25 protein-coding genes are annotated in these 20155 nt (G+C 69.1%); 12 read left to right on the top strand and 13 right to left on the bottom strand.

Annotation, left to right across the window (positions count from 1 at the left end):
• Positions 1-46 precede the first annotated feature (46 nt).
• Together mftB and mftA are read right to left on the bottom strand one after the other, a co-directional pair.
• Entirely contained in the window at positions 47-349 is a 303-nt protein-coding gene (gene mftB / locus E0497_RS11600) for a mycofactocin biosynthesis chaperone MftB (RefSeq protein WP_137724950.1), read from the bottom strand.
• A 2-nt stretch (positions 350-351) separates the two neighbouring features.
• Entirely contained in the window at positions 352-444 is a 93-nt protein-coding gene (gene mftA / locus E0497_RS11595) for a mycofactocin precursor MftA (RefSeq protein ID WP_137724949.1), read from the bottom strand.
• Between the two features lie 124 nt (positions 445-568).
• Between mftA and mftR the strand changes: the two genes are divergently transcribed.
• The 5 genes from mftR (at position 569) to E0497_RS11570 (ending at position 4344) form a co-directional block, all read left to right on the top strand.
• A complete protein-coding gene (mftR, locus tag E0497_RS11590; RefSeq protein WP_137724948.1) occupies positions 569-1198 on the top strand; it encodes a mycofactocin system transcriptional regulator in 630 nt (209 codons plus the stop codon).
• A complete protein-coding gene (gene mftM / locus E0497_RS11585) occupies positions 1195-2004 on the top strand; it encodes a mycofactocin oligosaccharide methyltransferase MftM (protein WP_137724947.1) in 810 nt (269 codons plus the stop codon). Before mftR ends, mftM begins: the two co-directional genes overlap by 4 nt.
• Before the next feature lie 160 nt (positions 2005-2164).
• Complete coding sequence (locus E0497_RS11580) at positions 2165-3220, top strand: ferredoxin--NADP reductase (RefSeq protein ID WP_137724946.1); 1056 nt, start codon at positions 2165-2167, stop codon at positions 3218-3220.
• 205 nt (positions 3221-3425) lie between these two features.
• Positions 3426-3788: an SPW repeat domain-containing protein gene (locus E0497_RS11575; RefSeq protein WP_137724945.1), complete on the top strand. Its 363-nt coding sequence runs from the start codon at positions 3426-3428 to the stop codon at positions 3786-3788.
• Positions 3772-4344 (top strand): TetR/AcrR family transcriptional regulator, encoded by a 573-nt coding sequence (locus E0497_RS11570; protein WP_137724944.1) that lies wholly within the window; start codon positions 3772-3774, stop codon positions 4342-4344. Before E0497_RS11575 ends, E0497_RS11570 begins: the two co-directional genes overlap by 17 nt.
• A gap of 8 nt (positions 4345-4352) precedes the next feature.
• On the opposite strand, the gene E0497_RS11565 is transcribed toward E0497_RS11570, so the two are convergent.
• Positions 4353-5120 carry a glutamate racemase gene (locus E0497_RS11565; RefSeq protein WP_137724943.1) on the bottom strand — a complete coding sequence of 256 codons (768 nt, stop codon included), beginning with the start codon at positions 5118-5120 and terminating at the stop codon, positions 4353-4355.
• A gap of 46 nt (positions 5121-5166) precedes the next feature.
• Entirely contained in the window at positions 5167-6363 is a 1197-nt protein-coding gene (locus tag E0497_RS11560; RefSeq protein ID WP_137724942.1) for an NAD(P)/FAD-dependent oxidoreductase, read from the bottom strand.
• 192 nt (positions 6364-6555) lie between these two features.
• Between E0497_RS11560 and E0497_RS11555 the strand changes: the two genes are divergently transcribed.
• The 5 genes from E0497_RS11555 to E0497_RS11535 are packed head-to-tail and all read left to right on the top strand — an operon-like array spanning position 6556 to position 9058.
• A complete protein-coding gene (locus tag E0497_RS11555) occupies positions 6556-7032 on the top strand; it encodes an Asp23/Gls24 family envelope stress response protein (RefSeq protein ID WP_137724941.1) in 477 nt (158 codons plus the stop codon).
• Entirely contained in the window at positions 7029-7334 is a 306-nt protein-coding gene (locus E0497_RS11550; RefSeq protein ID WP_137724940.1) for an Asp23/Gls24 family envelope stress response protein, read from the top strand. The genes E0497_RS11555 and E0497_RS11550 overlap by 4 nt, the downstream gene beginning before the upstream one ends.
• Positions 7331-7510 carry a DUF2273 domain-containing protein gene (locus E0497_RS11545; RefSeq protein ID WP_137724939.1) on the top strand — a complete coding sequence of 60 codons (180 nt, stop codon included), beginning with the start codon at positions 7331-7333 and terminating at the stop codon, positions 7508-7510. Before E0497_RS11550 ends, E0497_RS11545 begins: the two co-directional genes overlap by 4 nt.
• On the top strand, positions 7503-8471 hold the full coding sequence (locus E0497_RS11540; protein WP_137724938.1) for a DUF6286 domain-containing Asp23/Gls24 family envelope stress response protein: 969 nt from the start codon (positions 7503-7505) through the stop codon (positions 8469-8471). Before E0497_RS11545 ends, E0497_RS11540 begins: the two co-directional genes overlap by 8 nt.
• Entirely contained in the window at positions 8468-9058 is a 591-nt protein-coding gene (locus tag E0497_RS11535) for a hypothetical protein (RefSeq protein ID WP_137724937.1), read from the top strand. The genes E0497_RS11540 and E0497_RS11535 overlap by 4 nt, the downstream gene beginning before the upstream one ends.
• 8 nt (positions 9059-9066) lie before the next feature.
• Here E0497_RS11535 and E0497_RS11530 read toward each other — a convergent pair whose 3' ends face one another.
• Positions 9067-9444 carry a YybH family protein gene (locus E0497_RS11530; RefSeq protein WP_137724936.1) on the bottom strand — a complete coding sequence of 126 codons (378 nt, stop codon included), beginning with the start codon at positions 9442-9444 and terminating at the stop codon, positions 9067-9069.
• Between the two features lie 98 nt (positions 9445-9542).
• On the opposite strand from E0497_RS11530, the gene E0497_RS11525 reads away from it, so the two are divergent.
• Positions 9543-10415, top strand: a complete 873-nt coding sequence (locus E0497_RS11525; RefSeq protein WP_137724935.1) for a LysR family transcriptional regulator — start codon at positions 9543-9545, stop codon at positions 10413-10415.
• Between the two features lie 83 nt (positions 10416-10498).
• Here the strand turns inward: E0497_RS11525 and tuf are convergent, their stop codons facing one another.
• The 5 genes from tuf to E0497_RS11500 all read right to left on the bottom strand — a co-directional run bounded on the left by tuf (position 10499) and on the right by E0497_RS11500 (position 15868).
• Positions 10499-11689, bottom strand: a complete 1191-nt coding sequence (gene tuf, locus E0497_RS11520; RefSeq protein WP_137724934.1) for an elongation factor Tu — start codon at positions 11687-11689, stop codon at positions 10499-10501.
• A gap of 89 nt (positions 11690-11778) precedes the next feature.
• On the bottom strand, positions 11779-13881 hold the full coding sequence (gene fusA, locus E0497_RS11515; protein ID WP_137724933.1) for an elongation factor G: 2103 nt from the start codon (positions 13879-13881) through the stop codon (positions 11779-11781).
• Between the two features lie 148 nt (positions 13882-14029).
• Complete coding sequence (gene rpsG / locus E0497_RS11510) at positions 14030-14500, bottom strand: 30S ribosomal protein S7 (protein ID WP_007531707.1); 471 nt, start codon at positions 14498-14500, stop codon at positions 14030-14032.
• On the bottom strand, positions 14500-14874 hold the full coding sequence (gene rpsL, locus E0497_RS11505) for a 30S ribosomal protein S12 (protein ID WP_127915634.1): 375 nt from the start codon (positions 14872-14874) through the stop codon (positions 14500-14502). The genes rpsG and rpsL overlap by 1 nt, the downstream gene beginning before the upstream one ends.
• A gap of 340 nt (positions 14875-15214) precedes the next feature.
• The gene (locus tag E0497_RS11500) at positions 15215-15868 is read right to left on the bottom strand and encodes a TetR/AcrR family transcriptional regulator (RefSeq protein ID WP_241665841.1); all 654 of its coding nucleotides are present in this window, start codon (positions 15866-15868) and stop codon (positions 15215-15217) included.
• A gap of 136 nt (positions 15869-16004) precedes the next feature.
• Between E0497_RS11500 and E0497_RS20980 the strand changes: the two genes are divergently transcribed.
• Positions 16005-16136 (top strand): hypothetical protein, encoded by a 132-nt coding sequence (locus E0497_RS20980; RefSeq protein WP_277751681.1) that lies wholly within the window; start codon positions 16005-16007, stop codon positions 16134-16136.
• Positions 16137-16191: 55 nt separating this feature from the next.
• On the opposite strand, the gene E0497_RS11495 is transcribed toward E0497_RS20980, so the two are convergent.
• Genes E0497_RS11495 through E0497_RS11485 form a run of 3 tightly spaced genes read right to left on the bottom strand, consistent with a single transcriptional unit; the run spans position 16192 to position 20136 of the window.
• The gene (locus tag E0497_RS11495) at positions 16192-16977 is read right to left on the bottom strand and encodes an enoyl-CoA hydratase family protein (RefSeq protein ID WP_137724932.1); all 786 of its coding nucleotides are present in this window, start codon (positions 16975-16977) and stop codon (positions 16192-16194) included.
• A 10-nt stretch (positions 16978-16987) separates the two neighbouring features.
• Positions 16988-18151 (bottom strand): acyl-CoA dehydrogenase family protein, encoded by a 1164-nt coding sequence (locus tag E0497_RS11490; protein ID WP_137724931.1) that lies wholly within the window; start codon positions 18149-18151, stop codon positions 16988-16990.
• Positions 18148-20136: an ATP-binding protein gene (locus tag E0497_RS11485; RefSeq protein ID WP_137724930.1), complete on the bottom strand. Its 1989-nt coding sequence runs from the start codon at positions 20134-20136 to the stop codon at positions 18148-18150. The genes E0497_RS11490 and E0497_RS11485 overlap by 4 nt, the downstream gene beginning before the upstream one ends.
• Positions 20137-20155: the final 19 nt, after the last annotated feature.

Below are 20155 nucleotides of genomic sequence, written 5' to 3'. Positions count from 1 at the left end.
GGATATCGGAAGATCTGGTTGGGTGCAGGGCGTGGAGAGACGGGGCTCAGGCCGGCACGATCATGCGCGACTCGGCCAGGGTCTCGAGGGCGCGCAGGTACGGGCGCGCCGCGTCTTCGGTGACGCCGTGGGCGGCGAGGGCCGCCCCGATGCTCGGATGCTGGGGCAGCGATTCGACGATCTCGACGATGATCCGGTTCTTCAGGAACGACAGCTTGCGCGTCCCGAAGTGGTAGAGCAGCGCCCCGAAAGGCTCGGGGCGCAGCGCTACCTGCGGGTGGAGCTTCCACGCCGCGTCCGGATCGATCGTGCCGACCGACACCACTGCGTCGACGGCTTGTTCGGACACGGTCAGTACACGCCGCACATGCCGTCGATGGACACCTCTTCGACGAGGGACTCCTCGACGAGCTGGCTCTCGGTGGTGTTGTCGCGATCGGACATCGGTTCCTCCTCGAAAACGGACCCCGGCCGGGGTCCTTCCGGTCAGAGTGACGTGTTCACTGTGACTCGGTTCACCACTGTAATGGCATCCGGTGCACAATGACTAGTGAAGGAGGTCACAGCAGTGCGCACCCGTAGAAATCCGTCGTCGCGGATCGGCCGTCGGCCGACCACCACCCGTGACCGCATCGCGTCGGCCGGCATCGAGCTGTTCGCCACGCGCGGATTCGACGACACCAGCGTCGACGACATCGCCGAGGCCGCCGGCATCGCCCGTCGCACGTTCTTCCGGTACTTCCCGTCGAAGAACGCCGTCCCGTGGGGCGACTTCGACGCGCACCTGGCGGAGATGCGCACGATGCTCGCCGAGGTCCCCGACGACGTCCCCGTCCTCGACGGCCTCGTCTCGGCCCTGTTGGCGTTCAACACGTTTCCGCCGGAGGTGGCGTCCGACCACCGGGAACGGATGCGGCTGATCTTCGTGGTGCCGGCACTGCAGGCGTACTCGGTCGTCATGTACGACGGGTGGCGCCGCGTCGTCGCCGAGTACGTGGCCCGCCGGCTCGGGATCTCCCCCACCGACCAGTTGCCGCGCACCGTCGGCTACCTGCTGCTCGGGGTCGCCCTGGCCGCGTACGAGAGCTGGCTGGCCGACGACGCGTCCGACCTGATCGACCTGCTCGCCCGCGGCAGCCGCCTGCTCCACACGAGCCTGTCCGACCTGAACTCACCCGCACCGAACGAGGACCGATGACCACGACGCTCGACTCCCTCGCCCCCTGCCCGCCCGGCCGCTGGTCCCACGACCACGTCACCGTCGAGAAGGTCCCGTCCGGACCCATCGAACTCGTCCGCGACGGCGACCGCCTGCACGTGCGGCACTCCCTGGGCCCCGAGTCGCTGAGCGAACGCCTCGTCGCGGAGGTGACCGCGTCGATCGGCGACGCCGACTTCGGGCAGACCGAGTTCGAGCTGACGATGGTGGGGTTGGTGCGCTCGACGGTGCCCGGCGCCCTCGAATCGTGGACGACGTACTACCGCAACTCGCTCACCGAACTGATGGACGGCACCGCCGACTTCGCCCCGATCCACGACCGGGCCGCCGACCTGGTCCGCGGCAGCGTCCTCGACCTGGGCTCGTGCTTCGGGTTCCTGCCGCTGCGCCTGGCCCGCGCCGGCGTGCCCGTCACCGCGACCGACATCCTGCCCGGCACCATGACCCTGCTCGACGCGGTCGCCCCCACCCTCGGCCTCGACATCGCCACCCTGGTGTGCGACGCCGCGCACGTCCCGGTCCCCGACGACCACGCCGACACCGTCACCGCGGTCCACCTGCTCGAACACGTAAATGCAACAGTCACGGCGCAGATCGTCGCCGAGGCACTGCGGATCGCCCGCCGACGCGTCGTGATCGCGGTGCCGTACGAGGACGTGGCGACGGCCTGCCACGGGCATGTGCGTACATTCGACACCGACGCCCTGCACGACCTCGGCACCTCGACAGGCCGCCCGTTCGAGGTGTTCGACCACCACGGCGGCTGGCTCGTCCTCGAGGCCTGACGGCCCGAGTCCCCGGCCGCTGCACCCGAGCCGCTCCCGATCAGCGGGAGCCGAAAACGGAGAATTACGCTCTCCCCGGTAGCGTCGCTACGCTGCTACGCTGAAACTAGAACACGTTCTATGCGTGTGGGGCGTGATCCACGAGAGGACCAGAGTTCGCATGACCACAATCGACGTGCCGCACAGCTCTCGATCCGCGGTGCTCACCGTGTCCGGGGTGATCGAGGAGACCCCCGACTCGCGATCGCTGGTCTTCGACGTCCCCGCGGACATGAAGAGCAAGTTCGACTACAAGCCCGGACAGTTCCTGACGCTGCGCATCCCCAGCGAACAGACCGGCTCCGTTGCCCGCTGCTACTCGCTCGCGAGCTCGCCGTTCACCGACGACGCCCCCAAGGTCACCGTCAAGCGCACCGTCGACGGCTACGGCTCCAACTGGCTGTGCGACAACGTCTCGGTGGGCGACCGGATCGAGGTCCTGCCCCCGTCCGGCGTCTTCACGCCCAAGTCCCTCGACCACGACTTCCTGCTCTTCGGTGCCGGCAGCGGCATCACCCCGGTCATGTCGATCCTCAAGTCGGCACTCACCGAGGGCAAGGGCAAGGTCGTCCTCGTCTACGCCAACAACGACGAGAACTCCGTCATCTTCGCCGCCGAGCTGCGCGACCTGGCCGCCAAGCACGCCGACCGGCTGACGATCATCCACTGGATCCTGTCCGTGCAGGGCCTGCCCACCGCAGCCCAGTTCGCGACGCTCGCCGCGCCGTTCACCTCGCACGAGGCGTTCATGTGCGGCCCCGGCCCGTTCATGGACACCGTCCACGACGCCCTCGCACAGGCCGGCATGCCGCGCGCCCAGGTCCACGCCGAGGTGTTCAACTCCCTCGCCGGCGACCCGTTCCAGGACGTCGTGCTCGAGGAGGTCTCCGAGGAGGAGGCCGCCGACGCCGCCACCGTCCAGGTCGAACTCGACGGCGAGACCCACGAACTCAGCTGGCCGCGCAAGCAGACCCTCGTCGACGTCATGCTGTCGAAGGGCCTGGACGTGCCCTACTCCTGCCAGGAAGGCGAGTGCGGCTCCTGCGCCTGCACCGTCCTCGAGGGCAAGGTCGAGATGGAACACTCCGGCGTCCTCGACCAGGAGGACATCGACAACGGCTACATCCTGGGCTGCCAGGCCCGCCCGGTGAGCGACACCCTCAAGATCGAGTTCTGACGCTCGACTCTCTTTCGCGCGTACTTGTGGCCGAATGTCACATGCGTTCGGTCCGACTGAACGTGTGTGACATTCGGCCACAGTCGTCGACGTGGCCTGAACTGCACAATTCTGTGGCCGTAGTGCAATCCGGGCAATCTTGATCGACCGGTCAGTCGGCGCGACACTGAACTCGGGGGACGGTTTCTCCTCGAGGAGGCGCGCCATGAAGGCTTCAACTCGTTGGCAGGACTACGCGGCCGTGATCATCGGCGCGTTCGCGGCCCTGTCCCCACTGTGGCTGGACACGAACACCGGTGCCCGCTGGTCCCTGATCGTGCTCGGTGTGCTCGTCGCCGTGGCCGGTCTGGCGCACATGGCCCGCCCCGGCATCGCGGCGGCGGACTACGCGATGGGCGTGCTCGGCGTCCTGATGTTCATCTCCCCGTGGGTGATGAACTTCCACGCCATGTCGTCGGCCTCCTGGACGGCGTGGGTCGTCGGTGCACTGACGGTGACGGTCTCCGTCGTCGGTATGCCCGCGATGAACGCCCGCATGCACGGCCACGGCGGTGTCGCCGCGCACTGACACGCGTGCGGCGATCCTCGACGCGGCCGAGGATCTCATTGCCGCGCGTGGGTTCGACGCCACGTCCACCGCCGCCATCGCGGCGGCGGCGGACGTCCCGAAAGGCCTGATCTTCTACTACTTCCCCACCAAACCGGACATTCTCGCCGCGCTGCTCACCGAACGACTGCCCACGGCGCCACTCGACGACCTCGGCCCGCTCGTCGCGCGGGGTGATCCGGCGGCGAGCCTGGTGAACCTCGACGACGCCCTCACCGCGCGCGACCACCACGGCGGCGCCATGCGGGCGATCGTGTACCGCGAGGCCGGTACCCGCCCCGACGTCCGCGAGCATCTGCGACGCTTCCGGGCCGGTCTGCGGGACGCGACCGTGCGGATCCTGCAGGCCAGCACCGCCGCCCCGATCCGGCCCGGCACCCTGCGGGACTGCGCCGACGCGTGGGTCGCGGCCGTGACCGCGATGTCCGGCACCCGGATACGCGACCGCGACGAGCACCGCGCCGAACTCGGCAGCGTCGCCCGCGTCGTCGCCGCCGGCATGGTGCAACTGGGGTGACGGCCGGGTCAGCGGGACGGCGCCGCGAGCAGCAGGCGGCCGGCATCGAACCGGGCCGCGCTCGCCGGCAACTCTCCCGGCATCCCACTGAGCAGGATCTCGACCGTGCCGCGACCGGTCGTGTCGCGGCCCAGCGCGTCGATGCGCCGCAGGGTCTGCGCCGCGACCGCCTCGGCACTGTCGAACAGCAGCACCCCCGCCGGCAGGCGTGCCGCGATCTCGTCGGCCATCAGCGGGTAGTGGGTGCAGCCGAGGACGACGCCGGTGACGTCGCCGGGGGTGCGGGCGGCGGCCGCGGCGATCGCGGCAGCAGCAGAGTCCCGGTCGCCGCGGTCGATCGCGTCGGCCAGTCCGTGGCATGCGACGCCGACGACGGAGCTACCGTTCGCGAACTGCTCGACGAGGCCGGCCTGATAGGTGCTCGCGGTGGTGGCCGCGGTGGCCCAGATCGCGACCGAGTCGCACATCGCGGCCGCCGGTTTGATCGCCGGCACCGTCCCGACCACGGGCACGTCCGGTCCGAGATCGGCGCGCACATGCTCGAGCGCGGTGACGCTCGCCGTGTTGCACGGCAGCACCACCACCTCGGCGCCCCGGTCGACGGCCCGACGGGCGGTGCCGACGACCCGGTCGATCACCCACTGCGGGTCCCGAGGACCCCACGGCGCGCCGTCCGGGTCCATCGACAACATCAGGTCCAGATCGGGGCGCATCCGGCGCAGCCATGCGGACGTCGGGAGCAGTCCCAGACCCGAGTCGATGAGCGCAACGATCACCCGACAAATCTAGCCCGGTCGGGTGACCGTCCCGGACGCAGGTGGATCAGGCCGGGGCCAGCAGTTCCGCGACCAGTGCTCCCTCCGCGACCTTCGCGCGCATCTTCATCACCGCGCCCGCCGAGCCCAGTCCCACGACCGCCGTCAGCGCGCCGCCGCTCGAGTAGTAGACGACGAACTTGCGGCCGTCGTCCTTGACCACGTGCACGTCGTCGGCGGCGGACACGGTGCCGAGCGCCTGGATCTTCAGCCCGTACTGGTCGCTCCAGAAGTACGGGACCTGCGCGGGCGCGTCCGGGTCCCCGGTCCCGGTGAGCGCACCGGCGAGGATCTTCGCCTGGTCACCGGCATTGCTCCAGTGTTCGACGCGCTTGTGCCCGCCGACGGTGTGCCGCCACGCCGCGACATCGCCGATCGCCCACACGTGCGGGTCGTCGGTGCGGCCCACCTCGTCGCACAACACCCCGTTCCCGACGGCGATCCCGGACCCGTCGAGCCACCCGGTGACCGGCACCGAACCGATCCCGATCGCGACGACATCCACCGCGATCTCGGTGCCGTCGGACAGGACGGCCGTGCGCACCCGGTCGTCGCCGGTGAGCGACGCCAACCCGACACCGGCCCGCACGTCGACACCCTCCTCGGTGTGCAGACGCCCGACCAGCGCGCCGACCTGCTCGCCCAGCACCGACGCGAGCGGCGCCGACTGCGGCTCCACCAGCACGACGTCGAGGCCGAGGGCCCGCATGCTCGCGGCGAGTTCGCAGCCGATGAACCCGGCACCGACGACCAGCGCCCGCGCCCCCGGACGCAGGTCGGCGCGCAGCGCCCGGCTCTCCTCGACCGAGCGCAGCACGTGCACCCCGGCGAGGTCCGGCAGGCCCGGGATGCGGCGCGGACGCAGGCCCGTCGCGACGATCAGGTCGCCGTAGCCGATCTCGCTGCCGTCGGCGAGCAGTAGCACCCGGCGCTCCCGGTCCACCCCGGTGGCTGCCGTCCCCAGTCGCAGGTCGACGCGCTGCTCGTCGTAGAACTCCTGCGGGCGCAGCGTCGTGTCGTCGTTCTCGCCGCGGACGACGTCCTTCGACAGCGGCGGCCGGTCGTACGGCAGGTGCGTCTCGTCGCCGACGAGGATCAGTGCCCCCGCGTACCCGGACTGCCGCAGCTCCTCCACCGCGCGGACGGCGGCGAGCCCGGCCCCGACGATCACGACCGGCCCGTCGGCCCCTGCACGATTGCTCATTTCCGTCCACCCTCCGTCACCCGGCGCCCTCGCACGAGCCACGCCACAACTGGAACATGTTCTACCAAAGTTCGCGTGCTCACCGATACCCCGTCCGCCACGGTGCGGCGAACCGGCGACGATGCCGCCGACTCACTAGAGTTGAACACGAACCGGCGCCGACGCGGGTACGACGCCGAACGAGGAGCGACGATGGCGACAGATCCCGGTGCCGACTTCACCGGCACCGACAGCGGACGAATCCGATTCGGGGCGAGCGCGTCCCACGACCTGATCGACGCGCACGGCAGGACGATCATCGCGGACGCCGTGGTCGCCAAGATCGCCGGAATCGCCACCCGCGAGGTCAGCGGCGTCCACGACGTCGGCGGCGGCACCGCCCGCGCCGTCGGTGCCCTGCGCGACCGCATCCCCGGCGCCCGCGTCAACCACGGGCAGGGCATCGCCGTCGAGGTCGGCGAGAAGCAGGCCGCCATCGACATCGGCATCGTCGCCGAATACGGGGTCGCCCTGCACGAACTGGCCGTCGGCATCCGGCGCAACGTGATCGCCGCCGTCGAGACCATGACCGGCCTCGAGGTCACCGAAGTGAACATCACCGTCTTCGACGTCGTCCTCCTCGACGACGATCCGGCCGCCGACCCCGAGACGCGGCCGCGGGTCCAGTGACCGCACCCGGACCGGCCGACATCGACCGCGCGGCGGCCGCGGCGCTGTCCGTGCCCGGCGTGACCGGCCTGCACGGCGGCGAGTTCGGCACCGTCGCCACCTACCTGCCCGGACGCCGCGTCACCGGCATCCGCGTCGACGACGGCCACTGCGCCGTCCACGTGACCGTCCGCTACCCGATCGACCTGTTCGCGACCGCGCAGCGGATCCGAACCGCCGTCCACCCGATCGTGGCCGTCCCCGTCGACGTCACCATCGAGGACGTCACCACCGAGAACCTCGAGAAGGAGAGCCGGCCATGACCAGCACGAGCATGGGACTGCTCGCGGGACTACTCCTGGCGCTCGCCGGGATCCTCGGCGGCTTCAGCGGATTCGTCTTCGCCGTCCTCCTCGGCGCCGTCGGCATGGCGATCGGCGCGCACCGCGACGGCCACCTCGACCTCGGAGCCATCCTGCGGTCCCGCGGCCGTGGCTGATCCCGTCCCCGCCCCGGCCCCCGCGGACGACCCCGGCAACCGCGGCCGACTCGTCGTCAAGGACCGCGCGATCGCGAAGATCGCCACCACCGCGGCCCTGCAGGTACCCGGCGTCGTCCCGCACCGCAACGGACTGACCCGCCTCACCGGACGCGACCTGCCCCGCGCCGACGTGTCCACCGGCAGCCGATCCGTCGCCGTCAACCTGTACCTCGGTGTGCAGTGGCCGTGCGACGTCGCCGAACTGACCCGACGCGTCCACGGAGAGGTCGGGGACCGCGTCGAACACCTCTCCGGGCTGCCGCTGCACCGGCTCGGCGTGTACGTCGCCGGCACCGTCCCCGCCCCGCCGGACACCGACCCCGCCGACAACCCCACCGGCCCGGCACCGGTCGCCGCCGACACCGTCGTCGCACCCCGGCCGCCCGCCGCCACACCCGCCGCCGTGCCCGCCGCCGTCGCGATCGCCGTCGGACTACTCGCCGTCGCCGCCGCCACCGCCCGCGAACTGCTCATCGTGCGCGGCACGATCTCCGGGGTGCCGTGGATCCGCAACAGCGTCGAATGGGTGGCGCGCCTGCACTGGGAGCGGTGGCTCGTCCCCGCCTCCCTCGCCGCGCTGGTCGTCGGTGTCCTGCTCGTCCTCCTGGCGCTCGCGCCGCGCACCCGCACCCACGTCCCCACCCGGCGCCGCCCGGACGGCAGCGCCCCCACGGTGTGGCTGCGCCCCGTCGACATCGCCCGCCTGTGCAGTGTCCGCGCCGGGACCGTCGCCGGCGTACGGACCGCGCACACCACCGTGAACCGTCGCCGCGCCACCGTCCAGGTGACCACACCACCCGAGGGCGCCCCGACCGGACTCGAGGACGCGGTGGCCGACGCCGTCACCGACTCCCTGACCGTCCTCGACCGGCCCCTGCGGGTGACCGTGAAGACCCGCCGGCCACGAGGCACCGCATGAAGCGCGGCGCGGCGGCCCTCAACCGTCTCCTCGTCCTCGCCGCCGGACTCGCCCTCGCCGCGGTCGGGGCGGCGGCCCTCGCCTGGGAGCAGGGTGTCACCACCGTCCGCGACACCGTCGGCCGCGTCGACCGGGACCGGGTCACCGCACTCCCCGACCAGTCCTGGTGGACGTGGGCGCTGGGCGCGACACTCGCCGCCTGCCTCGTCCTCGGTGTCGTCGTCCTCGCCGTCGACCTCACCCGCCGGCGCACCGCCGCCGGCACGATGCTCGAGACCAGCACCGACACCCCCGTCGCGATCGACCTCGGCCCGATCGCGACCGGAGTCGCCACCGAACTCGCCGCGCTCCCCGGGGTCCGACGCGCCCGCGGCCGGGCCGTCTCCGACCGCGGACTCCCCACCCTCCAGATCGTTCTCGACGCCGACCCACACGCCGACGTCCCCGCACTGCTCGCGGCCGCCGACCGGATCGCCGCGACCACGACCGCCGCGCTCGGCGGCGCCGCCGTCACCGACGTCGCCGTGCGGGTGCTGCTGCACCTCGACCGGGCAGACCCGGCGCCCACACGCACCCGCGACGGCTGACGGCGGGGTCAGCGAGTGGCGTCGGGGCGGGCTAACTCCGGCTGGTCCAACACCCGCAGCCAGCTGCCGTCCGACTGCCGGCGCACCACCTGCGCTCGCGCCCCGGCCCCGTCCCGCGGCGGGGTCGCCGTCAGGGCCAGATCACCGCTGACGAGTGTCGGCAGCGGCGGCTCGGGCTCGAAGTGCGGAGCATGCGCGAGCACCCCTGCCCACAGCTCCCGGATCGCAGCCCTCCCGACGGTGACCGACCCCGGCGGGTAGGCCATCACCGCATCCTCTGCATACAGGGCGGCCACTCCGTCGGAGTCCCCCGCGTTGGAGCGTTCGACGAACAGCCGGGTGATGTCCTCAGGGGTCATCGCCTTCTCCCGCTCGTGCTGTGTCATGGCCCGGTTCCTTTCCTCGAATCCCTACTCCTCCAGGATCGAATCCCCCCGAGCAGAAGTCCAACAGCTACTTCTTCTCGAAACTAGAATCACAGCTCATGGAACTGCGTCAGCTCACCTACTTCGTCGCGGTCGCCGAGGAAGCCAACTTCACGCGTGCCGCTGCCCGCGTCCACATCAGCCAATCCGGAATCAGCGCCCAGATCCGACAACTCGAGAACGAACTGGGAACACCCCTGTTCGATCGGACCGCCCGCACCGCCGCACTCACGGTCGCCGGGAAGGCCTCCCTGCCGCATGCGCGCGCCGCACTCGCCGCGGCCCGGTCCGTCCACGAGGCCGTGGACGACGTCAATCAGCTGGTCCGCGGGCAGTTGTCGGTGGGCATGGTCACCGCCTGCACCGTCACCCCGCTGTTCGACGCCCTGGCCGCCTGCCGCCGCGCCCATCCGGGCATCGGCGTCGATCTCGTCGAAGACATCTCGGACGTCCTGCTCGACCGTGTCCGGACAGGACACCTCGACGTCGCTCTCGTCGGGCTCGCGGGCGGCCCACCGACAGACCTGGACACCCTGACGGTCGTCTCCGAGCGGATCACGGCCCTCGTCGAACCCGGACATCCACTGACCGCGTCGGCACCGGTACGCCTGGCCGACGTGTGCGAACATCCTCTGATCTGCATGCCCGTCGGCACCGGTGTCCGCACCGTCCTCGACCGGGAGTGCGCCGCGGCCGGTATCGAGGGTGAGGTCGTCATGCAGGCCAGCGCCCCGGACGCGGTGGCCGACCTCGCCGGCCGCGGACTGGGCGTCGCGATCCTCAGCACGTCGATGGCGGCCGCCTATCCACACCTCGTACCGGTGCCCATCGCCGACACCGATGTCGACGCCGTCCTCGCACTCGTGTGGAAACCGGCGCCGTCCCCGGCGCTGCGCGAGTTCCTGCGGCACGCACACCGAGCATTCCGGTAGGCGCCCCGAGACGAGTACCCAGAAACGCCGAATGGCGTCCACTCCCGAAGGAGTGGACGCCATTCGCGTCAGTGAGAACTAGCTCACTTGATGATCTTCGTGACGCGACCGGCGCCGACGGTGCGGCCACCCTCACGGATCGCGAAGCGCAGGCCCTCGTCCATGGCGACCGGCTGGATCAGCACGACGGACATCTCGGTGTTGTCACCGGGCATGACCATCTCGGTGCCCTCGGGCAGGGTCACAACGCCCGTCACGTCAGTCGTACGGAAGTAGAACTGCGGACGGTAGTTGTTGAAGAACGGCGTGTGACGGCCGCCCTCGTCCTTGGACAGGATGTACGCCTGGCCCTCGAACTCGGTGTGCGGGGTGGTGGTGCCGGGCTTGACGACAACCTGGCCACGCTCGACATCTTCGCGCTTGATGCCACGAACCAGCAGACCGACGTTGTCGCCGGCCTGGCCCTGGTCGAGCAGCTTGCGGAACATCTCGATGCCGGTGACCGTGGTCTTGGTGGTCTCCGTGCGGATGCCGACGATCTCGACTTCCTCGTTCACGTTGACCACGCCACGCTCGATACGACCGGTGACGACGGTGCCACGACCGGTGATCGTGAAGACGTCCTCGACGGGCATGAGGAACGGCTTGTCGGTCTCACGGACCGGATCCGGGATGGAGTCGTCGACGGCCTGCATGAGGTCGACGATCGACTGAACCCACTTCTCTTCGCCCTCGAGTGCCTTGAGCGCCGAGATCGGGACGACCGGAGCGTTCTCGTCGAACTCCTGGCCGGCCAGCAGTTCGCGGACCTCCATCTCGACGAGCTCGAGGATTTCCTCGTCGTCGACCATATCGGCCTTGTTCAGAGCAACGAGGATGTAGGGCACGCCGACCTGGCGAGCGAGCAGCACGTGCTCGCGGGTCTGCGGCATCGGGCCGTCGGTAGCAGCCACGACCAGGATCGCGCCGTCCATCTGGGCAGCGCCGGTGATCATGTTCTTGATGTAGTCGGCGTGACCCGGAGCATCGACGTGAGCGTAGTGACGCTTCTCCGTCTGGTACTCGACGTGGGAGATGTTGATCGTGATACCACGAGCCTTCTCCTCCGGCGCCTTGTCGATCTGATCGAAAGCGAAGCTCTCGTTCAGGTCGGGGTACTTGTCGGCCAGCACCTTGGTGATCGCAGCCGTGGTGGTGGTCTTGCCGTGGTCGACGTGACCGATGGTGCCGATGTTCACGTGCGGCTTGGTCCGCTCGAACTTCGCCTTCGCCACTGGATGTCCTCCTGGACTGATTGTGCTTGCGGTATGCAGCAGTGCGGTTGGTTATTACTTGGTCGTGCTTGCGGTCGACGAAACCGAGGTTACTCGCCGGTCGCCTTGGCGATGATCTCCTTCGAGACGTTCGAGGGAACCTCTGCGTAGGAGTTGAACACCATGGAGAAGTTCGCGCGACCCTGGGTCTTCGACCGCAGGTCACCGATGTAGCCGAACATCTCCGAGAGCGGAACCAGCGCCTTGACGACACGGGCACCACTGCGTTCCTCCATGGCCTGGATCTGGCCACGGCGGGAGTTGAGGTCGCCGATCACTTCACCCATGTAGTCCTCGGGGGTGGTGACCTCGACAGCCATGAGGGGCTCGAGAATGACCGGGCCGGCCTTGCGGGCAGCTTCCTTCAGCGCCTGCGAACCGGCGACCTTGAAGGCCATTTCCGAGGAGTCGACGTCGTGGTACGCGCCGTCGAGCAGGGTCAGCTTCAGGTTCACGAGCGGGTAGCCGGCGAGCACGCCGTACTGCATCGCATCCTGCGCGCCGTGATCGACGGAGGGGATGTACTCGCGAGGAACGCGGCCACCGGAGACCTTGTTCTCGAACGCGTAGGACTCGCCGTCCTCGCCGATGTACGGCTCGAGGGCGATGATGACCTTTGCGAACTGGCCGGAGCCACCCGTCTGCTTCTTGTGGGTGAACTCGTGCTTCTCGACGGCCTTGGTGATCGTCTCACGGTACGCGACCTGCGGCTTGCCGACGTTGGCCTCGACCTTGAACTCGCGACGCATACGGTCGACGAGGATGTCGAGGTGCAGCTCGCCCATGCCGCCGATGACGGTCTGGCCGGTCTCCTCGTCCAGCTCGACCGAGAAGGTCGGGTCCTCTTCGGCGAGCTTCTGGATCGCGGTGCCCAGCTTCTCCTGGTCGGACTTGGTCTTGGGCTCGATCGAGACCTGGATGACCGGGTCCGGGAACGTCATCGACTCGAGGACGATCGGGTTGTCCTGCGCGCACAGGGTGTCACCGGTCGTGGTGTCCTTCAGGCCGATCATCGCGTAGATGTGGCCGGCCACGGCCTCGTCGACCGGGTTCTCCTTGTTGGCGTGCATCTGGAAGAGCTTGCCGATGCGCTCCTTCTTGCCCTTGGTGGCGTTGAGCACCTGGGCACCCGGATCGATACGACCCGAGTAGACGCGCACGAAGGTGAGCTTGCCGAAGAACGGGTGCGCAGCGATCTTGAAGGCCAGAGCCGAGAACGGCTCGTCCTTGCTCGGCTTGCGCTTGAGGATGGTCTCCTCGTCGTTCAGCTTGTGACCCTCGACCTCACCGATGTCCAGCGGGGTCGGCAGGTAGTCGATGACCGCGTCGAGCATGGGCTGAACGCCCTTGTTCTTGAACGCGGTGCCACACAGCACCGGGTACAGCTCGGAGTTGACCGTCATCTTGCGGATGGCGCCCTTGATCTCCTCGACCGTGAGCTCCTCGCCGCCGAAGTACTTCTCCATGAGAGCTTCGTCGGACTCGGCAACGGTCTCGAGCAGCTTCTCGCGGTACTCGGCGGCCTTGTCGGCCAGATCCGCGGGGATCTCCTCGATGGTGGCCTCGGTGCCGATCTCGGTGACGCCGCGCCAGGTCAGCGCGCGCATCTCGACGAGGTCGACGACACCGTCGAACTCGTCCTCGGCGCCGATCGGCAGCTGCAGGACGAGCGGCTTCGCACCGAGACGATCGATGATCGTCTGCACGGTGAAGTAGAAGTCCGCGCCCATCTTGTCCATCTTGTTGACGAAGCAGATGCGCGGCACGTCGTACTTGGCAGCCTGGCGCCAGACCTGCTCGGACTGGGGCTCGACGCCTTCCTTGCCGTCGAAGACGGCAACGGCACCGTCGAGCACGCGCAGCGAGCGCTCGACCTCGACCGTGAAGTCGACGTGGCCCGGGGTGTCGATGATGTTGATCTGGTTGTTGTTCCAGAAGCAGGTGACGGCGGCGGAGGTGATCGTGATGCCACGCTCCTTCTCCTGCTCCATCCAGTCCGTCGTCGACGCGCCGTCGTGGGTCTCACCGATCTTGTAGTTCACACCGGTGTAGAAGAGGATGCGCTCGGTGGTGGTGGTCTTGCCGGCATCGATGTGCGCCATGATGCCGATGTTGCGGACCTTGTTCAGGTCGGTCAGCACTTCCTGTGCCACAGGATTCTTCCCCGCTCGTTGATCGTGTCGGCCCTTCTGGGGCCACGTCTTCTATTCTTGTCAGCCGGCCCGGTGACGGAACCGACACAGTAGTGACAACGCCAGGCCGAGAGTCTGTGCCGTGAGGCTCCCTCGGCCTGGCGTGGTATCACCAGCGGTAGTGCGCGAACGCCTTGTTGGCTTCAGCCATCTTGTGGGTGTCCTCGCGGCGCTTGACAGCAGCGCCCAGGCCGTTGCTCGCATCGAGAAGTTCGTTGGCGAGACGCTCGACCATGGTCTTCTCACGACGGGCGCGCGAGAAGGTCACCAGCCAGCGCAGGGCCAGCGTGGTGGAACGGCCCGGACGAACCTCGACCGGGACCTGGTAGGTGGCGCCACCGACGCGACGGCTGCGGACCTCGAGGGCGGGCTTGACGTTGTCGAGCGCACGCTTGAGGGTGACGACCGGATCGGTGCCGGTCTTCTCGCGGGCCTGCTCGAGGGCACCGTAGACGATGCGCTCGGCGGTGGACTTCTTGCCGTCCAGCAGGATCTTGTTGACGAGCTGGGTCACCAGCGGCGAACCGTAGACCGGGTCGGCGACCAGGGGGCGCTTGGGAGCGGGGCCCTTACGTGGCATTAGCTCTTCTCCTTCTTGGCGCCGTAGCGGCTGCGGGCCTGCTTGCGGTTCTTGACGCCCTGCGTGTCGAGCGAGCCGCGGATGATCTTGTAGCGCACACCCGGGAGGTCCTTCACACGACCGCCGCGGACGAGCACCATCGAGTGCTCCTGCAGGTTGTGGCCCTCACCCGGGATGTAAGCGGTGACCTCGACAGAGCTGGTCAGGCGCACGCGGGCGACCTTCCGCAGCGCGGAGTTCGGCTTCTTCGGGGTGGTGGTGTACACGCGGGTGCACACGCCACGACGCTGCGGGCTGCCCTTCAGGGCCGCGGTCTTGACCTTGGCGGCCTTGTCGCGGCGGCCCTTGCGGACCAGCTGGTTGATGGTTGGCATGTATCGGCTTTCTTCGTAGGTTCCAGTTCGCCTCGACACAGTCGAGCAATCCTGGCTGTTCTGAAATTAGGGATCCATCGGTTGGGGCAAGAAAGCTACTGCCCCGCACCCATCCCCGCGTGCACACGAGGTCGGGCGTGTCGCGCACCCCTACACAGGCAACCGGATGCTCGTACCTGCGGAAACTGACCGAAAATCGGCCGGAAAGCCACAGCAACACGCGCACGCCAATGCCTCGCATAGGCACACTGATCGGCCCGAGCATGCAGAAGTAAAGCCTGCGTAGCGACCCCTGCGGTCGGACACGACCCCCAACGATACCTGGCAGCTCCGGGCCAGGTCAAAGTGAGGTAGGCGGCACCGGGTGCACGTCACACGGGACGATTCCCGATCGATCCGCAGGTGCGGACGCCAGTGCCGCGTCGACCTGGACGGCCCAGCACCGCACGATCTCGGCGCGGCGACGCGAGTCGTCGGTGAGCACGTCCGCGAGCCCCAGCCCGCGCGCGAAGTCGAGCGTGGCCTGCACGAGGCGCCGGGCCGCAGGGTCGGAGTCGTCGACACCGAGACTCTCGACGGCGGTGCGGTGCACGACGCGGCCGAAACGCTCCTCCAGCGGCAGGATCCGCGCCCGTAGCGCCGGGTCCGCGGCCGCCGCCGTCCACACCTGCAGCGCCGCCTTGAACAGGGTCCCCGTGTAGTAGTCGACGAGCCGGGCGACGACCGCCTCGGTACGCCCCTCCCCCTCCGGCAGTTCCGTGATCTCCCGGCGCGCCTGTTCGATCCGGCCGTCGAACATGAACTCGAGCGCCGCGGTGATGAGGTCCTCTCGGGTCGGGAAGTGATGCTGCGCCGCACCCCGCGACACGCCGGCCCGCTGTGCGACCACCGCCACCGTGGTGGCCGACCATCCGAACTCGACCAGACAGTCGACCGTCGCCTCGAGCAGTCGATGCCGCGTCAGCCGACTCCGGTCCTGTTGCGGTGCACGCATCCGTTTCCTCTCGTCGAGCCACCAGAAGTAAGGGTTACCTCCATCACAATCTCATTGCGGGTCGGCCTCGAACACGTTACTAATTCAGGGCAAGGAAGGGTTACCTTCCCTCACCACCACGTAGCTAGGAGAAATCATGGGTTCCGCCGAGGTTCTGCCCTTCCTGAAGTTCGTTTCCGACCTGGCCAGCAACGCCAACAGCTCGCTGAAAGCCCTCGTGTTCTTCACCGGTTCGCTGGACGAGCTCGGCAAGCTGGGCCAGAAGTAAGCCCGATCTCCCCGGCGAGGGCGGTGACCGTCACGGTCACCGCCCTCGCCTCGTTTCACCCCTCCCCCGCCCAGGCCGGCGGCCGCTTCTGGAGGAACGCGGTCATGCCCTCGACGGCCTCCGCGGTTCCGAACAGTCGCGCGGACTGCTGGGCGAGGCCGTCCGCGTACCGGTCGAAGTCGGCGAGCATCCGCATCGTGGTGAGTTTCTTCGATTCGGCGAGCCCCTGCGGGGAACATTTCCGCAGTGCGGCCGCCAGTTCGCCGATCGCCTTGCCCGTGTCGGGGACGGCTTCGCTGATCAGTCCGATCGCCTCCGCCTCGTGGGGGCCGAACTTCTCCCCGGTGAGGAAGTAGCGTCCGGCGGCCCGGGACGTGAGCCGAGGGATCACCGTCAGCGAGATGATCGACGCCGCCAGCCCGAGGCGGGCCTCGGTGAGTGCGAACGTGGTGTCGGGTCCGGCGACGACGATGTCGCACGCCCCGACCAGCCCCATTCCGCCGGCGCGGACGTGCCCGTCGAGGCGTCCGATCACCGGTTTGGGTAGTTCGACGATGACGCGCAGCAGCTCGGTCATCTGTGTCGTGCGCTGCGCGGCGAGTTCCTGGGGTGTCGTCTCCGCGGCGGTGCTCGCCTCGGACAGGTCGGCCCCGGCACAGAACGTGCCGCCGGTGTGGGTGAGGACGACGGCGCGGACGGACGCGTCGGCGGCGGCGTCGGACAGACCCTGCCGCAGCTCGGCGACGAGCCGGCTCGAGATGGCGTTGCGGTTGCGCGGCGAGTCCAGGGTCAGCGTCGCCAGGCCGTCGGCGACGTCGTAGCGGACGAGACGATCCGTCATCGGCATTCCCCTAGTACGACTTGGGCAGGCCCAGCGAATGCTGGGAGACGAAGTTGAGGATCATCTCGCGGCTGACCGGCGCGACGCGCGCGATGCGGGCGGCCCCGAGCATCGCCGCCAGCCCGTACTCCTTGGCCAGTCCGCCGCCGCCGTGGGTCTGGATGGCCTGGTCGAGGGTCTTGATGCTGGCCTCGGCGGCCGCGTACTTGGCCATGTTGGCGGCCTCGGCGGCCCCGAAGTCGTCGCCGTTGTCGTAGAGGGTCGCGGCCTTCTGCATCATCAGCTTGGCGAGCTCGAGTTCGATCTTGCACTGTGCGAGCGGGTGCGCGAGACCCTGGTGCGCACCGATCGGGGTGTTCCACACGGTGCGTTCCTTCGCGAACTGCACCCCCCTGTCGAGCGCCCAGCGGCCCATACCGATCGCCATCGCGGCGCCGAGGATGCGTTCCGGGTTCAGGCCCGCGAACAGTTGCATCAGCGCGGCATCCTCCGATCCGACGAGCGCGTCGGCGGGGAGTCGGACGTCGTCGAGGAACAGCGTGAACTGGTGGTCGGGTTCGACGATGTCCATCTCCATCCGGGTCGCGACGAGGTTGTCGGCGTCGGTGGGGACGATGAACAGCGCGGGCTTGAGTTTGCCCGTCTTGTGGTCCTCGGTGCGGGCGACGATCAGGACCGCGTCGGCCTGGTCGACGCCGGAGATGTAGACCTTGTTGCCGCGCAGGATCCACTGGTCGCCGTCTCTGCGGGCGGTGGTGGTGATCCTGTGCGAGTTGGAGCCGGCGTCGGGTTCGGTGATGCCGAACGCCATGATCTTGGAGCCGTCGGCGAGTGCGGTGAGCCAGTCCTGTTTCTGGGCGTCGGTGCCGTACTTGCCGATGATGGTGCCGCAGATCGCGGGTGAGACGACGACGAGTAGCAGGCCGGCGCCCTGCGCAGCGAGTTCCTCCTGGACGAGGGCGAGTTCGTAGATGCCTGCTCCCCCGCCGCCGTACTCCTCGGACAGGTTGACGCCGAGGAAACCGAGCTTGCCGGCCTCGGTCCACAGTTCGGTGAGCGGTTCACCCTTGCGCGCCTTGGGCAGAACGTAGTCGACGTAGTTGTAGCGCTGCGCAAGTGTGGACACCGCGGCCCGCAGCGCCTTCTGCTCGTCGGTCTCGATGAAGCTGCTCATGCGGACTCCCCTTCGGACACTGCGGTTTCGGTTTCGACGACGGCCAGGACGGCACCGACGTCGACCTGCCGGCCGACGTCGACGGACAGTTCGGTGAGCACCCCGGTGACGGGGGCCTTGACGGTGTGTTCCATCTTCATGGCCTCGAGCCACAGGATCGGCTGTCCGGCCTCGACGCGGTCGCCGACGGCGGCACCGAGCCGGATCACCGCGCCGGGCATCGGTGCGAGCAGCGAGCCCTCGGCGACGACGGTCGACGGGTCGACGAACCGCGGGACGGCGGTGAGGGTCACCGGCCCGAGCGGCGAGTCGACGCATACGAGCGCGCCGTAGCGGGCGACGTCGAAGCGGCGTCGCAGCCCGGCGATGTCGAGGACGACGACATCGGACTCGGACGAGACGAGCGTGACGTCGGGGTGACCCTCGGCGTGCAGCCCGGATCGGGTGAGCCGGTAACGGACGTCGTGGTCGTCGTGGATTCCGGTGTAGCGCTTGACCTGCGGCTGGGACGGCAGGTTCCGCCAGCCGCTCGGCAGGCCCCGGTTCACCGGGGCCGCAGCCCGGTTCGCGGCGGCGTCCGCGAGGGCCGCGGCGAGTGCGGACAGTGTCTCCGCGGCCTCGTCGGCGAGCGGCCGGGACAGCACGTCGAGGCCGTGGGTGTCGAAGAACGCGGTGTCGGTGTCGCCGGCGAGGAACGCCGGATGCCGCAGCACGGTGACGAGCAGATCCCGGTTGGTGGTCAGCCCGTGCAGCCGCATCCGGGCCAGCGCGGACGCCAGTACCTGCGCGGCCTGCCCACGGGTGGGCGCATACGAGATCACCTTCGCGAGCATCGGGTCGTAGAACACGCTCACCACGGAGCCGTCCTCGACGCCGGAGTCGAGCCGGACCCCGGTCCGGTCCAGGATCTCGAACGCGGCTGTGGCGTCGGGGACCTCGATGCGTTCGACGGTGCCGGACTGCGGACGCCAGCCGTGGGCGGGATCCTCGGCGTACAACCGGACCTCGATCGAGTGCCCGCGGATCTGCGGTGGCTCCGGCGGCAGCGGCGTCCCGGACGCGACCTGTAGTTGCATCTCGACGAGGTCGAGTCCGGTGGTGCACTCGGTGACCGGATGCTCCACCTGCAGGCGGGTGTTCATCTCGAGGAAGAAGAAACCACCGTTTTCATCAGCGAGGAACTCGACCGTGCCGGCACCTTCGTACCCGATCACCGTCGCGGCGAGCCGGGCCGCATGGAAGAGCTTGTCCCGCATGGACGGAATGCGCTGCACCAACGGCGACGGCGCCTCCTCGACGACCTTCTGGTGGCGGCGTTGGAGGGAGCATTCGCGTTCGCCGATCGCCCACACGGTGCCGTGGCCGTCGGCCATCACCTGGACCTCGATGTGGCGTCCGGTCTCGAGGTAGCGCTCGCAGAACACCGTCGGATCCCCGAACGCGGACTGCGCTTCCCGGCGGGCGGCCTCGATCTCGCCGGGCAGCGCCGACAACTCGCGCACGACGCGCATGCCGCGTCCGCCGCCACCGGCGGACGCCTTCACCAGCACCGGCAGGTCTGCGTCGGTGACGGTGGCGGGATCGAGTTCGGCGAGGACGGGGACACCGGCGTCGGCCATGATCCGCTTGGATTCGACCTTGGAGCCCATGAGTTCGATGGCCTTGACGGGCGGGCCGATCCAGGTGAGGCCGGCGGCCTCGACGGCGCGGGCGAAGTCGGCGTTCTCGGACAGGAACCCGTACCCGGGGTGGACGGCGTCGGCCCCGGACGTGCGGGCGGCGTCGACGATCTTGTCGATCTGCAGATAGGTGTCGGCGGGTGTCGCACCGGGCAGGCGGACGGCGGCGTCGGCCTCGGCGACGTGGGGGGCGGCGGCGTCGGGATCGGAGAAGACGGCGACGGTGCCGACACCGGTGCGCCGGCACGTCGCGAAGACGCGACGGGCGATCTCACCGCGGTTGGCGACCAGAACGGATCGGATCATGGGCTTACTCATTTTCCGG

The organism is Prescottella subtropica (genome assembly GCF_005434945.1).
In the GTDB taxonomy this organism is placed as follows: domain Bacteria; phylum Actinomycetota; class Actinomycetes; order Mycobacteriales; family Mycobacteriaceae; genus Prescottella; species Prescottella subtropica.
This window is presented reverse-complemented; position numbering and strand designations above follow the sequence as displayed.

What these genes read in the sequence shown, in the direction of transcription:
- rpsG (WP_007531707.1), bottom strand. Translation starts at nt 14,500, where the DNA reads ATGCCACGTAAGGGCCCCGCTCCCAAGCGCCCCCTGGTCGCCGACCCG.
- E0497_RS11530 (WP_137724936.1), bottom strand. Translation starts at nt 9,444, where the DNA reads ATGACACAGCACGAGCGGGAGAAGGCGATGACCCCTGAGGACATCACC.
- E0497_RS20980 (WP_277751681.1), top strand. Translation starts at nt 16,005, where the DNA reads ATGGGTTCCGCCGAGGTTCTGCCCTTCCTGAAGTTCGTTTCCGACCTG.
- E0497_RS11545 (WP_137724939.1), top strand. Translation starts at nt 7,331, where the DNA reads ATGACCAGCACGAGCATGGGACTGCTCGCGGGACTACTCCTGGCGCTC.
- E0497_RS11525 (WP_137724935.1), top strand. Translation starts at nt 9,543, where the DNA reads ATGGAACTGCGTCAGCTCACCTACTTCGTCGCGGTCGCCGAGGAAGCC.
- E0497_RS11560 (WP_137724942.1), bottom strand. Translation starts at nt 6,363, where the DNA reads ATGAGCAATCGTGCAGGGGCCGACGGGCCGGTCGTGATCGTCGGGGCC.
- E0497_RS11495 (WP_137724932.1), bottom strand. Translation starts at nt 16,977, where the DNA reads ATGACGGATCGTCTCGTCCGCTACGACGTCGCCGACGGCCTGGCGACG.
- E0497_RS11490 (WP_137724931.1), bottom strand. Translation starts at nt 18,151, where the DNA reads ATGAGCAGCTTCATCGAGACCGACGAGCAGAAGGCGCTGCGGGCCGCG.
- E0497_RS11580 (WP_137724946.1), top strand. Translation starts at nt 2,165, where the DNA reads ATGACCACAATCGACGTGCCGCACAGCTCTCGATCCGCGGTGCTCACC.
- E0497_RS11555 (WP_137724941.1), top strand. Translation starts at nt 6,556, where the DNA reads ATGGCGACAGATCCCGGTGCCGACTTCACCGGCACCGACAGCGGACGA.
- mftA (WP_137724949.1), bottom strand. Translation starts at nt 444, where the DNA reads ATGTCCGATCGCGACAACACCACCGAGAGCCAGCTCGTCGAGGAGTCC.
- E0497_RS11575 (WP_137724945.1), top strand. Translation starts at nt 3,426, where the DNA reads ATGAAGGCTTCAACTCGTTGGCAGGACTACGCGGCCGTGATCATCGGC.
- mftM (WP_137724947.1), top strand. Translation starts at nt 1,195, where the DNA reads ATGACCACGACGCTCGACTCCCTCGCCCCCTGCCCGCCCGGCCGCTGG.
- E0497_RS11485 (WP_137724930.1), bottom strand. Translation starts at nt 20,136, where the DNA reads ATGATCCGATCCGTTCTGGTCGCCAACCGCGGTGAGATCGCCCGTCGC.
- E0497_RS11535 (WP_137724937.1), top strand. Translation starts at nt 8,468, where the DNA reads ATGAAGCGCGGCGCGGCGGCCCTCAACCGTCTCCTCGTCCTCGCCGCC.
- E0497_RS11500 (WP_241665841.1), bottom strand. Translation starts at nt 15,868, where the DNA reads ATGCGTGCACCGCAACAGGACCGGAGTCGGCTGACGCGGCATCGACTG.
- rpsL (WP_127915634.1), bottom strand. Translation starts at nt 14,874, where the DNA reads ATGCCAACCATCAACCAGCTGGTCCGCAAGGGCCGCCGCGACAAGGCC.